This window comes from Pseudomonas sp. UBT, from assembly GCF_050915955.1.
GTDB lineage: Bacteria > Pseudomonadota > Gammaproteobacteria > Pseudomonadales > Pseudomonadaceae > Aquipseudomonas > Aquipseudomonas antarctica_A.
In genome coordinates this window covers 2,872,738-2,886,742 of record NZ_CP168079.1, presented here as the reverse complement: position 1 = coordinate 2,886,742, position 14,005 = coordinate 2,872,738, and the positions used below count along the sequence as shown (strand labels likewise).

The window sequence follows — 14,005 nt, the reverse complement described above, 5'->3', positions numbered from 1 at the left end:
TCGCCTGACACCCTGCTTTCGCGAGCAAGCCCGCTCCCACACTCAGACCGCGGCGCATCAGCTAACCCACTCGCGCAGCCGAAACCACAACATCCCCAACGCCAACAGCGGCGAGCGCAAGGCCTTGCCGCCCGGAAAAGTCATGTGCGGCACCTGGCTGAAAATATCCAGGCCCTGGCTGTGGCCGGCATGAATGGCTTCGGCTAAAAGCTTTGCGCACCAATGCGTCACGTTGAGCCCATGCCCGGAGTAGCCCTGGGCGTAGAACACATTCGGGTATTGCTTGAGTCGCCCGACCTGAGGAAAACGGTTGGCGGTGATGCCAATTTTGCCGCCCCACTGAAACTCGATGGCCGTGTTTGCCAACTGCGGAAACACCTTGAGCAGCTTCGGTTGCATATACGCGGCGATGTCCGCCGGGTCACGCCCCGAATAATGGCAGGCACCGCCGAACAACAGGCGTCGATCAGCGGAAAGCCGGTAGTAATCCAGGCCGACTTTCTGGTCGCACAGCGCGAAGTTTTGCGGGATCAATTGCTTGGCCAGCGTCTCGGATAATGGCTCGGTGGCGATGATGTAACTGCCGGCCGGCAGGACTTTGCCGCTTAAGCGCGGCTCCAACTCGTCCAAATGTGCATTGCACGCCAACACCAGGCTGGCGGCACGCACGGTGCCGCCGGCGCAACGCACCTGCACCGTGTCGCCGTGGATCAGTTCAAGCACCTGGGTGTGCTCGAAAATCCGCACCCCGAGGGACTCGGCCACCTGCGCCTCGCCCAGCACCAGGTTCAGCGGGTGCAAGTGCCCGGAGCCCATATCGACCAGGCCACCGGCATAGGCCACCGAGCCGACGACCTGTGGCATATCCTGCGGGCCGACCAGACGGGTTTGATGGGCATACCCCATCGCCGCCAGGCTGTCCTGCTCGCCTTTGAACGCGGCGAACTGCGCCGGGGTATTCGCCAATTCGCAAAAGCCCCAACGCAGGTCGCAATCGATGGCGTGTTCGCGGATCCGCTGGCCCACCAGCGCGACTGAATCAATTCCGGCCCGCTCCAGGTAGCGAACGCCCTCCTCGCCTACATACTTGGCAAACCCCGACACATCGTGGCCAATACCGCGGATCAACTGCCCGCCGTTGCGCCCGCTGGCGCCCCAGCCAATGCGCCGGGCCTCCAGCAGGATCACCGAAAGCCCGCGCTGAGCCAGTTCAATGGCGGTGTTGACCCCGGTGAAACCACCGCCGATCACGCACACATCGGCGCTCAGGTCGGTGCCCAGCGACGGACGCTCAGGCATGGTATTGGCCGAAGCCAGGTAATAGGACTGGGCGTGGTCGCTGGCGTGCTTCATTTGTTGGTCTTCACTTTGCTCCAGGCGCGGGTCATCAGGCGCATGGTCGCCGGGGTCGGCGTGGTGGAAATATAGAGTTTGTCGAGCACTTCCTGAGACGGGTACACCTCAGGGTTATTCACCAGTTCCGGCGCCATAAAGGGCTTGGCCGCCGGGTTGGCGTTGGCATAACCGACCGAGGCACTGACCTTGGCGATCACCTCAGGGTCGAGCAGGTAGTTGATAAAGGCGTGGGCTTCTTTCGGGTTGGTGGCGTCGGCGGGAATGGCCAGCAGGTCGAACCACAGGTTGGAGCCTTCCTTGGGAATCGCGTACGCGATATTCACGTCGTTCTTGGCTTCCTTGGCGCGGTTGGCGGCCTGGAATACGTCGCCGGAATAACCGAAGGCCACGCAGATATCACCGTTGGCCAAGTCCGAAATATACTTGGAGGAGTGGAAATAAGTGATGTACGGCCGCAGCGTCAACAGCTTGGCCTCAGCCTGTTTGTAGTCCTCGGGGTTCTCGCTGCGCGGGTCTTTGCCCATGTAGTTGAGGATCGCCGGGAACAGCTCGTCCGCCGAATCGAGGAAGGCCACGCCGCACTCGTGCAGTTTTTTGATGTTCTCGGGTTCGAACAGCACCGCCCACGAATCGATATGGTCGACGCCCAGCACCTGCTTGACCTTGTCGACGTTATAGCCGATGCCGTTGGTGCCCCACAGGTACGGCACCGAGTGGGCGTTGCCCGGATCGTTTTGCTCCAGCAGCTTGAGCAACTTGGGGTCGAGGTTCTTGAAGTTCGGCAACTGCGAGCGGTCCAGCTTGAGGAACGCGCCGGCTTTCACCTGGCGCGCCAGAAAGTGGTTGGACGGCACCACCACGTCATAACCCGTGCGCCCCGCAAGAAGCTTGCCTTCCAGGGTTTCGTTGGAGTCGAACACGTCGTAGACCACTTTTATACCGGTCTTGGCCTGGAAATCGGCCAGGGTGGTATCACCGATATAATCGGTCCAGTTGTAGACGCTGACCGTCGGCGCGGCCTGGCTTGCACTGCTGAACGCCGCCACCAGAGCCAGCGGGAGAAGCTTTTTCACAAGACGCATATCGACACCCCTTTTAGTTTTTTTAGACGCTCAACAGCAGGAACTCACGCTCCCAGGAACTGATCACCCGCTTGAAATTCTCATGCTCGGCGCGTTTGACCGCGACGTAGCCGCGCACGAACTTGTCGCCCAGGTACTGCTTGACCGTGTCGCAGTCCTCCATCCGTGCCAGCGCATCTTCGAGGGTGAACGGCAGGCGCAGGTTGCGGCGTTCATAGGCACGGCCTTCCACCGGTGCGCTCGGTTCGATCTGTTCGATCATGCCCAGGTAGCCACACAGCAAGCTGGCGGCAATCGCCAGGTAGGGGTTGGCATCTGCGCCCGGCAGGCGGTTTTCCACGCGCATCGCGTCGGGGCTGGAGGTCGGCACGCGCAAGCCGACGGTGCGGTTTTCTTCGCCCCACTCGACATTGACCGGCGCCGAGGTGTCCGGCAGGAAGCGGCGAAATGAGTTCACATTGGGAGCGAACATCGGCAGCAGCTTGGGGATGTACTTTTGCAGGCCACCGATGTGGTGCAAAAACAGTTGGCTCATCTTGCCGTCGGCGTCGACGAATACCGGCTTGCCCGTGGCAATGTCCACCACGCTCTGGTGCAAATGCATCGCGCTGCCCGGTTCGTCAGCAACTGGCTTGGCCATGAAGGTGGCCGCCACGTTGTGCTTGAGCGCGGCTTCGCGCAGGGTGCGTTTGAACACGGTGATCTGGTCGGCCAGGTCAAGGGCGTCGCCGTGACGGAAGTTGATTTCCATCTGCGCCGGGCCGTCCTCGTGGATCAGCGTGTCGAGGTCCAGGCCCTGGAGTTCGCACCAGTCGTAGACGTCTTCGAACAGCGGGTCGAATTCGTTGGCGGCGTCGATGGAAAACGACTGGCGCCCGGTTTCAGCCCGGCCGGAACGGCCTACAGGGGTTTTCAGCGGCAGGTCCGGGTCTTCGCAGCGCTGGGTCAGGTAGAACTCCATTTCCGGCGCGACAATCGGCTGCCAGCCCTGGTCGGTATAGAGCTGCAGGACTTTTTTCAGCACGTTGCGCGGCGACAATTCGATGGGGTTGCCCTGCTTGTCGAAGGTGTCGTGGATCACGATGGCCGTAGGCTCGATGGCCCACGGCACCACGTACGTGGCGTTGGACACCGGGCGGCAGATCATGTCGATGTCGGCCGGGTCGAGCAGGTCGTAGTAGATATCGTCGTCGACAAAGTCCCCGGTCACCGTTTGCAGCAACACACTTTCCGGCAGGCGCATGCCTCGCTCATGCAGGAACTTGTTGGTGGGCGCAATCTTGCCGCGTGCGATGCCAGTCAAATCACTGATCACGCATTCGACTTCGGTAATCTTGTGTTCTTTCAGCCAGGCGGACAGCTGATCGAAGGGGGCGTTCATAAGGACCTCGTCATGGGTTGGATGCGGCGTCGGCTTGTACTCTCGGCGCATTGAGGTCTATCTTGATGCCGCCGCACGTCGGCATCTATCCACTTTGCACGAACCATAACGCACCAATAGAGTGCGCCCAGGTTACCCATGACACAGGCAACAGCTTTGCGCGTACAGGCCTTCACCACCGGTGATGTGGCCGCTCAATGCAGTGCGACACCCGGTTGGGTGCAGCAGTACCAGCAGATGTCCCCGGGGCATTTTGCCGGGCAGATCCGCTACCTCGACCTGCAAGGGGTACAAGTGTACGAAGAGTGCATGAACACGCGCGTGGAACAGCACTTCAATGCCCCGCCGGGCGCGTTGGCGTTCTGTTTCGACGGCAGCGACAACGCGCTCTACATGCTCAATGGCGAAAGCCGCAACACCTGGATCACTCCGGAGAATTACCGTGAAGTGGCCGTCGTGTTCGGCCCGCAGTTCGTCCAGCGCCATGGGCTGGACGTGGCGAAACTGGAAGGGTTGTTCATGGCACCGCTGACGTGCCAGCAGAACGCGCTGTTCACGCGCTGGCTCAGCGGCACCCTCACACGGTTGTCCGCCACGCTCGACCCGATCAGCCGCGACACCCTCACCCAACAGTTACTCGACGATTGCCTGTTCATTCTCGACAACGCTTGCGTGTGCCTGGACCGTAGTTCGTTACAGCGCCGCAGTGCAGAACGCCAGTTGATGGCGCGCATCGGCGAGTGGGCAGCGGATGCGCCGGACGAAACCGTCAACCTGTTGGAGCTGGCGCAGATTGCCGGCGTGCCGCTGCGTCAATTGCAGCAAGGGTTCAAGACCTACACCGGGATGAGCCCGGCACAGTGGTTGCGCCTGCGGCGTTTGAACGGGGCGCGACGCGAACTGCTCAACGCCACCAACACCACCGTGGCCCAAGTGGCGATGAACTGGTCGTTCTGGCATTTGGGGCGGTTTTCCAACAGCTATCGGGCGTTGTTCAAGGAACTGCCCAGCGAGACCCTCAAGCGCCACGGTTGAACCACCGTCAACCGGTGGCCGAGTCCGCGCTTTGCATCTTGTAAAACCTCACACATACCCCTAGTTTATGCGCCCCCCTGCCCTGCGCTTTAAGGCCCTGCCCCCATGGTGTTGCGTTTTCGTCCCGTCGTCACTTCACGTTTTGCCCTTGGCTTGCTGCTCAGTGGCGGTATCGGTAGCAGTACAGCGGCTGACATAGAACTGCCGGCGGTACAGGTCCAGGGCCAGGAGGAATCGGGCTACCGCACGGACACCGCTTCGGTCGGCGGCTTCAGTGAAGCCCCCTTGCTGGACACCCCGGCGTCAATCACGGTGATCAACGCCGCACTGATCAAGGACCAACAAGCGCGCCTGCTCAGTGAAGTGCTGCGCAACGATGCCTCGGTGGGCGACAGCTATGCGCCCATCGGCTACTACGAAAACTTCGTGGTGCGCGGCTTCTCGCTGAACGCCGCGAGCAGCTACAAGATCAACGGGCGTACGATAACCGGCGAACAGAACGTCGCCCTGGAAAACAAGCAGCAGGTGGAAGTGCTCAAGGGCCTGGCCGGTTTGCAAAGCGGGATTTCCGAGCCCGGCGGCGTGATCAACTACGTGACCAAACGCCCGGAGGATGTACGCTCGGTGACGGTGTCCACCGATGACCGTGGCAGTGGCTATATCGCCACCGATGTCGGCGGCTGGTTTGGCAGCGAACAGCAGTTTGGCCTGCGCGCCAACGTCGCCCACGAAGACCTCAATGCCTATGTGGAACATGCCAATGGCCAGCGCGACTTTGTGTCCCTGGCCTTCGACTGGAACATCAGCCCCGACGCGCTGCTGCAACTGGATGCGGAATACCAGAACAAGCAACAGCGCTCGGTGCCGGGTTATCAACTATTGGGCGGCACGCAAGTGCCGCATGACGCTTCGCCAAAGAAACTGTTGGGCCACCAGAGTGGTTCCCATCAGGTCGGTATCGACTCGTTGAACCTCAACGGCAAGTTTGAATACCGCTTCAGCGATCAGTGGAAAGGCAGCGTGAGCGCGGCGCGCAGCCAGGTAGTGATTGATGACTACAGTTCGTTTGCGTGGGGTGGAGACACTCAGGGCGTCGGCAATTACTTCACCCCCGAAGGCAACTACGACATCTACGACTACCGCAGCCCCGACGACACCCGCCGCGACGATGAAGTCCAGGCCGCCATGACAGGGCTATTCGAAACAGCAGGCCTGGGCCATGAGTTGACCTTCGGCACCAGTGCGTTTCGCCGAGTTGTCGACAAGCGCGAAGCGGTCTATGTTCGAATCGGCAGCAGCAATATTAACGATAATGCGCCCACCTTCCCACCCACCAACGAACCGTTGCACGACAGCCACCGCAACCTCGACAGCCGCCAATACGGACTGTTCGTCACAGACCGTATTCGTTTCAACGAGCAATGGCAGACCATCCTCGGCGGTCGCGAAGTGCGCCTGGATGAAAAAGCTTTCGATGAGAATGGCAACGAGTCACGCCACACCCAGCAATACGTGTTCCTGCCTCAAGCCTCGTTAATCTACAAACCCGTGGAAAATATCTCGCTGTACACCAGCTACAGCAAGGGGCTTTCGCTGGGCGGCACTGCGCCGTGGTTCGCCAGTAACAGCGGGGACACCTTGGCACCTACTGTCTCGCGACAAATCGAAGCCGGCGTTAAATATGACTGGCGCCGCATCAGCTTCGCCGCCGCCGTATTCCAGACGCGCCAGGCTTATCAGTACGCCAGCCCCGCAGGCGACACCTTCACCTACGTGCAACAAGGCGAACAAAAAAACACTGGCCTGGAACTGTCCGCCAACGGCTGGGCCACCGACCGCCTGCAAATCGCAACCAGCGTGGCGGCGATTCGCGCGCGGGTGAACAACAGTGGCACGCCAGATTATGAAGGCCACCAGGCGATCAATGTGCCCACACTGCGCGCCAGTGTGTACGCCGACTACGCGTTACCATGGATGAATGGTTTAGCGCTGCTCGGCGGCGTGCAATACAGCGCCAGGAAATACGCCAACCGCACCGGCAATGTGGAGGTGGGCGATTACGCAGTGGTCAATGTCGGCAGCCGTTACACCACTAAAATCGACGGTTATGAAACGGTATTTCGCCTGAGCGTCGACAACCTGTTCGACAAGCGCTATTGGCGCGATGCGGGCGAGTACATGGGCGATGACTATCTGTTCCAGGGCGCACCGTTGACGGCGCGCCTGAGTGCTTCGGTCAACTTCTGAACACTCGCGGCGTTGCCATCCACAGCGCCGCCACGCCACAGATCAAAAGACTCCAGCCAAGGTTCTGGGCCCAGGCCACCAGGGTAAGTCCCGCGCCGATGGCCAGGTAATACAGCAAGCCGAATACCGCGGCGGCGCTGCCAAGGCGGTCGGAATAACGTACAAGCGCAGCCCCGAGCACATTAGGAATCGCCATGCCGAATGCCAGCACCACAAGCAACATCGGCCCTACGAACAACCAGCTGTCTTGCAGCAGCAAGACCAGCAAGCCACCCAACACCGCTAATCCGGCGGCGGTCAGTACCAACTGATCACCGTTCATGCCACGGTTGAGCAACCGCTTGTTCAGCCAGGCCCCGAGCCCAGACCCCAGCGCCAGCAGCACACCGCTGTAACCGAACTCAGCGGCGGACAACCCCAGTTGTGAAAAGATAAACGGGCCCACGCTGTAATAGCCGAACAACGCAATATTGAACGCCGCCACCAACCCGACCGAGCGCCAAATCGCTGCGTCCCTGAGCATCAGGTTCAGAGTCTCGAGCAGCGATGCCGTCGGCAATGACACTGGACGTGTTTCAGGCAAGGCCCAGACGCACCAGCCCCATAATGCCAATGCCAGCAGCAACAAGCCCGTGAGCATGCCGCGATAACCAAAGTGCTGCACCAGGGTCGCGCCGCTGAACAAACCAAGCGCCGGGCTGGCAGCAAGGGCAACGCCCATTATGGAAAACACCTGGGCCAATTGCGCACCGTGGAAACGGTCGCGCAAGATCGTCTGCGTCGCCACCGAGCCTACTGCCGCGCCAAACGCGGCCAGGGCCTGGGCCAGTAACAAAGCATTGAACGTGCTTACACCCAAGGCCAGCGCTGTGGCGCCAATATATAAGCCCAGCCCGGCCAACATCACCGGTCGCCGCCCCCAGCGATCGCACAACCGGCCCCACACCACCACCCCGAACGCGAACGCCAGGAAATACACCGAAAGGGTCTGCCCTGCCCGTTCAGGCACAACCGCAAAAGCCCGACCGATATCACCCAGGGCCGGGCTGTAAAGCGTTTGGGCCAGTTGCGGAAACATCAGCAACACCACCGCCAACACCCCTATTTTTTTTAGGTTCATCAACAACTCACTCGCATAAAACAACACAAGAAGTTTAAAGACGAGCGGCGGGGCTATTATCCTGACTTCGACAACTTATCCATTAAATCGGACAACCTATGGCTTGGCTTGCCGCCGATGAATCCTTCGATCCCGACTGCCTGGCGGCGCCCGTTGTTGGCATCGCCGCGCTGCTCGGCGACCATGACTCCGGCCTGCATCGGCACCAGCGCGGGCAACTATTATTCACTCGACAAGGTTGCACCCGTATCACCCTGGACAACCAACTGTGCCTGCTGCCGCCCTCCCGTGCGGCGTGGATACCCTGCGGCGTGCCCCATCGCGCGGTGATGCATAAAACCGTGGATTACCGTTCGTTGTACGTGAGCCCGGCATTGGCCGAGCAATTGCCAAACCAGGTACGGGTCATTGAAGTCAGCACCTTGCTGCACGCGGTGCTGGAACCGATGGCGATGGCCCCCTACGAGACCGATTGGCACAGTGGCCGATATGCCCATCTGTTGGCCTTGTGCCTGGACGAAATCCAGGCTGCCGCCGAGCAGCCGATGCTCCTGCCATTGCCGCAGGACAAACGCCTGGCTCCCTTGCTGGCCGACCTCGAAACATTGCCACCCACACTGCAAGACCTGGAAAAGCAAATTGGCGCCAGCACCAAGACCATCGGCCGGATTTTCCTGCGGGAAACCGGCCTGGGCTATCAGCAATGGCGCCAGCAGTGGCGCTTGATGCGAGTCATCGAATTGCTCGCCACGGGACGTAACGTGGGCTACTGCGCCTTCGAACTGGGCTTTGCCAGTGACAGCGCGTTGATCGCCTTCTTCAAACGCATGACCGGCACCACGCCACGCGGGTACTTGAAGACAAACTGAACGGCTACTTCAGGCGGCTGGCGCGATGCAGTCTTTGTCGGCGGCGCGGGGGCTGGCAGACCGGGGATAGGTACTCGGTCACCCAGGCAAAGGTATCACCCGCAACCGCCGTACCGACTTGTAGGAAAAGCTCGAATAGATCTCTTTCACGCAAGGCAAGGTCTGCAACACCTCCCGCGCAAACTCGCCAAACGACTCCAGATCCTTGGCCACTACCTCAAGTAAAAAGTCATAGCGCCCCGACACGTTATGGCACGCCACGATCTCGGGAATGTCCAGCAATCGTTGCTCAAACGCGCGAGCGATTTCCTGGGTGTGGCTCTCCATCATGATGCTGACAAATGCCGTCACGCCATACCCCAGCGCCTTGGGCGAGAGGATCGCCTGATAGCCGCTGATCACCCCGCTCTCCTCCAGGTTGCGCACCCGTCGCCAGCACGGCGAAGTGGTCAGGGCAACACGGTCGGCCAACTCGGCCACGGTCAGGCGGGCATTGCCTTGCAATGCGTTTAAAAGCGCTTTGTCGGTGCGATCCAGGCTAACGGGCATAACTTGCCTCTATTCATTATTTTTATGGATATTTCGTCCCTTAATCCGGGATTTTCCTGCCAATGTTGCAACGTTCATCTGTGGTTATGAGCATAGCATTGTAGGAAATAAGGAGCGCCCGACATGAACAATAAACACAACACATTCGGCTTTTCCACCCGCGCTATCCACCACGGTTATGACCCCAAGGACCATCACGGCGCGCTCGTGCCGCCTATCTACCTGTCCGCCACGTTCGCTTTTCCCACGGTTGAATACGGCGCTGCCTGCTTTGCCGGTGAAGCCAGCGGCCATTTTTATACGCGTATTTCCAACCCGACCCTGGCGCTGCTCGAATCGCGCATGGCGACCCTGGAAAACGGTGAGGCGGCCGTTGCCTTCAGTTCCGGCATGGGCGCGATTGCCGCGACGTTCTGGACCCTGCTGCGCCCGGGCGATGAAGTGATCGTCAGCCAGACCCTCTACGGTTGCACCTTCGCCCTGCTGCACCACGGCATCGGTGAATTCGGTATCAAGGTGCGTCATGTCGACCTCACCGACCTGGCCGCCCTGCGCGCTGCACTCACCCCCGCCACCCGCATGATCTACTGTGAGACCCCGGCCAACCCCAACCTGCGATTGGTGGATATTGCCGCCGTGGCCGACCTCGCACATCAGCAGCCCAACGTCACCGTGGTGGTCGACAACACTTACTGCACGCCTTATCTGCAACGCCCCCTGGAGCTGGGGGCCGACGTGGTGGTGCACTCGGCCACCAAATACCTCAGCGGCCATGGTGACATCACTGCCGGTATCGCCGTGAGCAATCAGGCCCTGGCGCAACGCATCCGCCTGCAAGGGCTCAAAGACTTGACCGGCGCGGTGATGTCGCCCCAGGACGCCTCACTGTTGATGCGCGGCCTCAAGACGCTGGCCCTGCGCATGGACCGCCATTGCAGCAACGCCCAGGCGGTGGCCGAAGCCTTGCAGGCGCACCCGGCCGTGCAGTGGGTGACCTACCCCGGGCTGCGCTCTTTCCCACAATACGAATTGGCGGCACGCCAGATGAAACTGTCCGGCGGCATGATTGCGTTTGAACTCAAAGGCGGCATCGAGACCGGTCGGCGCTTCATGAATGCCCTCGGGTTATTCACCCGCGCAGTCAGCCTGGGCGATGCCGAGTCGCTGGCCCAGCACCCGGCCAGCATGACCCATTCCACCTACACCCCCGAAGAACGTGCGCAACACGGTATCAGCGAGGGCCTGGTGCGGTTGTCGGTCGGGCTTGAGGATGTCGCCGACCTGCTGGCAGACATCCATCAGGCGCTGGCCAAATGCAGCCGCACTGCGCCGCGTCGGGCCTTGATCGATACGCACGCCATGAAGTAAGGCCTGTGTTTGATGTAATCATTTCCCACAAACGGTGGTCGGACTGGTCCGACCGCCGTTATGCGTTTTTAATCTGATTTTTTCCAGATTGGATCCCCATGCTTTTGCCAGGCTGTACTAGCATAGGTTCTCGGCGGGAGCATTATCACTGTAGGTTATTCACCTTGGTTACCTTCTTGGACCCCGTCGTTATAAGGCTGAATACCGACATTTAAAACTCATGGACGAACTGATGAACTCACACCTGTTCCCCCATATAGGCAAGGTCATCGCCAGCACCGGCAGTCGCCATTTCCCGCGCATGCTGCATGACCTGATCCTTACTCAACTGGCAGTGGACGCCACCCATATCACCCAATTGCGGGTGAGTGCCGAGGGGCACACCCGACGCCGGATCAGCCCGGTCTACACCGACTCGGTGGCGGCTTTGGGCGCAGAGCAACCCGCCGCACAACTGCACCTGACGCGCCGCAAGGACGATGTGCGCTACGTGCTGTCGGTGTATCGCTCGCATCAGTCCGAGAGCTTTTCGGCGCAGGAACGCAACATGCTGCAGGACTTCTCCACGCTGTTGCTGCCCATGGTCGAGAAGCACATCACCGCCATTCAGCCCGGCCGTCAGAGCAACGACGCAGCGGAGCCGGAAAAACAAGGCATCGAAACCCTGCGCCGACGCATCGAAGAACGCCTGGTGCAATCGGGGCTGCGCCTGTCCAACCGTGAACTTGAGGTGTGCGTAGGCCTGCTGGCCGGGCGCACTGCACCGGAGTTGGCCGAGCAATTGACGTTGAAGGTCAACACCATCGAGAGCTACCTCAAGCGCGCGGCGATCAAGCTGGGGATCAGCGGGCGGCACTCGTTGTTGCGGTGGATGTACGCGACTGAGGAAGGGATAGCCACGCCGCTTTAACTCAGCGCAAAACCCGGTGGGAGCTGGCTTGGCGGCGATGGCATCGATTGAGTCTTAATGACCATCCGCGGTGCCTGCATCGCAGCCAATCCAGCTCCCACACCTGATAACGGTTGCTTGAGCGAAATCAGTCCCTTGCAAGCGCCTCAATCGGGTCCAACCGCGCCGCGTTCCTTGCGGGCACAAAGCCAAACACAATCCCGATCATCGTCGAACAGGCAAATGCGGTGACGATAGACCCCAGGGAAAACACCATTTCCCACTCCTTCACAAACAACGAAAACAGATAGCCGATCGCAAACGACAGCGAGATACCAATCATCCCGCCGATCAGGCAGACCATCACCGCCTCCACCAGGAACTGTTGGCGGATGTCCGACTGCCGCGCGCCCACGGCCATGCGTATACCGATTTCACGGGTGCGCTCGGTGACCGACACCAGCATGATGTTCATCACCCCGATACCACCTACCAGCAACGAAATGACCGCGATCAGCGACAACAGCAGCGCCAGGGAGCGGCTGGTTTTCTGTACGGTCTGCATAATGCTGTCGAGGTTATTGGTGAAAAAATCCTTGGTGCCATGGCGTTGCAGCATGAGTTTATTGACGTTGTCTTCCACCACCTTGCTCGGCTGGCCGTCCTTGATGCGCACGGTGATGCTGTCCAGATGGCGCTGCCCCAACAACCGCCCCGCCGCCGTCTCATACGGGACCCACACGTTCAGCGCCTTGCTGGCGGCGAACATGTTTTTGTTGTCAGCCGTCACGCCAATCACCGTGCACGGCAGGTTGCCTACCAGAATCACCTGGCCCAGCGGGTCAACGTTTGGCCCGAAGAGACGGTGACGGGTGTTGTGGTCGATCACCACCACCTGGGCCTGGCGCCGCGCGTCGCTTTCACTGAAGGCAATCCCGGCTTCCAGTTTCAGCCCCTTCACGGTGAAGTAACGGTCGCTGACCCCATTCACCTGCGCATCCACGTCGATATTGCCGAAACGCAACAACAGGTTGCGGCCGACCACCGGCGTGGCGCTGTCGACGTAGTACAGTTGGTTCAACGCCTCCACATCCGACGGCATCAGTGTCTCGATGGCCGAGGCGCGACTGTCACCGAAACTGGTGCCGGAAAAGATGTCGATGGTGTTGCTGCCGATGGCCTGGATGTCCTTGAGCACATAGCGCTTGGCGCCTTCGCCAATGGCCGAAATCGACACCACCGAGGTGATGCCGATGACGATGCCGAGCATGGTCAGCAAGGTGCGCATGCGGTGGGAAATCAGCGCCACCCAGGCCATGTTGAAGGCTTCCTTGAACAACCCCAGGCTCGCCACCAAACGCCGGGCGCCGCTGCGCTTGGACTCGATCGGGGCCTCGCTGGGCAGCTCCAGGCCGACACTGTCATTGGCCTTGTCGCTGACAATTTCACCGTCGCACACCTCGACAATGCGCTGGGCATTCGCCGCCACCTTCGGGTCGTGGGTGACGATAATCACCGTGTGCCCGGCGGCGTGCAGTTCAGCAAGGATACGCATCACCTCCTTGCCGCTGTGGGTATCGAGTGCGCCGGTGGGTTCGTCGGCGAGAATCACCTCGCCGCCGTTCATCAACGCCCGCGCGATACTCACCCGTTGCTGCTGCCCGCCCGAAAGCTGGCTGGGCCGGTGGGTGGTGTGCCCGGCCAGGCCCAGGCGCGTGAGCAATTCCCGCGCCCGGCTGTGGCGTTGGGTCTCCGGTGTGCCAGCGTAGATCGCCGGCATTTCGACGTTATGCAACGCACTCAGGTGCGCGAGCAAATGGTAGCGCTGGAAGATAAAGCCGAAGTAGTCGCGGCGCAGTTCCGCCAACTGCTCATCGCCCAGCGAGCGGGTTTCGATACCATTGATCTTGTAGCTGCCGGCGGTGGCGTAATCGAGGCCGCCGAGGATGTTCATCAGGGTCGACTTGCCCGAGCCCGAGGCGCCGATGATCGCCACCATTTCCCCGGCATGAATGGTCAGGTCGATACCTTTGAGCGCAATGAACTCACGCTCGCCGGCCATGAAAGTGCGGGTGATGCCCTTGAGTTCCAACAGTGGTTGGGTCATGC

The 14,005-nt window shown here is 60.5% G+C and carries 11 protein-coding genes; 5 read left to right on the top strand and 6 right to left on the bottom strand.

The window, feature by feature from the left end; translation table 11 throughout:
• Positions 1-57: 57 nt before the first annotated feature.
• The 3 genes from ACDZ94_RS13165 to ACDZ94_RS13155 are packed head-to-tail and all read right to left on the bottom strand — an operon-like array spanning position 58 to position 3,819.
• The gene (locus tag ACDZ94_RS13165) at positions 58-1,353 is read right to left on the bottom strand and encodes an NAD(P)/FAD-dependent oxidoreductase (protein WP_432750256.1); all 1,296 of its coding nucleotides are present in this window, start codon (positions 1,351-1,353) and stop codon (positions 58-60) included.
• Positions 1,350-2,438 carry a polyamine ABC transporter substrate-binding protein gene (locus ACDZ94_RS13160; protein WP_432750255.1) on the bottom strand — a complete coding sequence of 363 codons (1,089 nt, stop codon included), beginning with the start codon at positions 2,436-2,438 and terminating at the stop codon, positions 1,350-1,352. Before ACDZ94_RS13160 ends, ACDZ94_RS13165 begins: the two co-directional genes overlap by 4 nt.
• A gap of 22 nt (positions 2,439-2,460) precedes the next feature.
• Entirely contained in the window at positions 2,461-3,819 is a 1,359-nt protein-coding gene (locus ACDZ94_RS13155; protein WP_053256479.1) for a glutamine synthetase family protein, read from the bottom strand.
• A 138-nt stretch (positions 3,820-3,957) separates the two neighbouring features.
• Here ACDZ94_RS13155 and ACDZ94_RS13150 point away from each other — a divergent pair, with 138 nt between their 5' ends.
• On the top strand, positions 3,958-4,854 hold the full coding sequence (locus ACDZ94_RS13150; RefSeq protein WP_432750254.1) for a helix-turn-helix domain-containing protein: 897 nt from the start codon (positions 3,958-3,960) through the stop codon (positions 4,852-4,854).
• Positions 4,855-4,959: 105 nt separating this feature from the next.
• Positions 4,960-7,101, top strand: coding sequence for a TonB-dependent siderophore receptor (locus tag ACDZ94_RS13145; RefSeq protein WP_432750253.1), 2,142 nt, complete (start codon positions 4,960-4,962; stop codon positions 7,099-7,101).
• On the opposite strand, the gene ACDZ94_RS13140 is transcribed toward ACDZ94_RS13145, so the two are convergent.
• Positions 7,091-8,221, bottom strand: a complete 1,131-nt coding sequence (locus tag ACDZ94_RS13140; protein ID WP_407017627.1) for an MFS transporter — start codon at positions 8,219-8,221, stop codon at positions 7,091-7,093. The two genes, ACDZ94_RS13145 and ACDZ94_RS13140, sit on opposite strands and share 11 nt — an antisense overlap.
• Positions 8,222-8,319: 98 nt before the next feature.
• On the opposite strand from ACDZ94_RS13140, the gene ACDZ94_RS13135 reads away from it, so the two are divergent.
• Entirely contained in the window at positions 8,320-9,090 is a 771-nt protein-coding gene (locus tag ACDZ94_RS13135; RefSeq protein ID WP_407017626.1) for an AraC family transcriptional regulator, read from the top strand.
• Positions 9,091-9,168: 78 nt separating this feature from the next.
• Here ACDZ94_RS13135 and ACDZ94_RS13130 read toward each other — a convergent pair whose 3' ends face one another.
• Positions 9,169-9,639 carry an Lrp/AsnC family transcriptional regulator gene (locus ACDZ94_RS13130; RefSeq protein ID WP_064452020.1) on the bottom strand — a complete coding sequence of 157 codons (471 nt, stop codon included), beginning with the start codon at positions 9,637-9,639 and terminating at the stop codon, positions 9,169-9,171.
• A gap of 123 nt (positions 9,640-9,762) precedes the next feature.
• Between ACDZ94_RS13130 and ACDZ94_RS13125 the strand changes: the two genes are divergently transcribed.
• Both ACDZ94_RS13125 and ACDZ94_RS13120 read left to right on the top strand, forming a co-directional pair.
• Entirely contained in the window at positions 9,763-11,007 is a 1,245-nt protein-coding gene (locus ACDZ94_RS13125; protein WP_432750252.1) for a methionine gamma-lyase, read from the top strand.
• A 232-nt stretch (positions 11,008-11,239) separates the two neighbouring features.
• Positions 11,240-11,917 (top strand): LuxR C-terminal-related transcriptional regulator, encoded by a 678-nt coding sequence (locus ACDZ94_RS13120; protein ID WP_432750251.1) that lies wholly within the window; start codon positions 11,240-11,242, stop codon positions 11,915-11,917.
• A gap of 127 nt (positions 11,918-12,044) precedes the next feature.
• On the opposite strand, the gene ACDZ94_RS13115 is transcribed toward ACDZ94_RS13120, so the two are convergent.
• Positions 12,045-14,003, bottom strand: a complete 1,959-nt coding sequence (locus ACDZ94_RS13115; protein WP_064452017.1) for a MacB family efflux pump subunit — start codon at positions 14,001-14,003, stop codon at positions 12,045-12,047.
• Positions 14,004-14,005 lie beyond the last annotated feature (2 nt).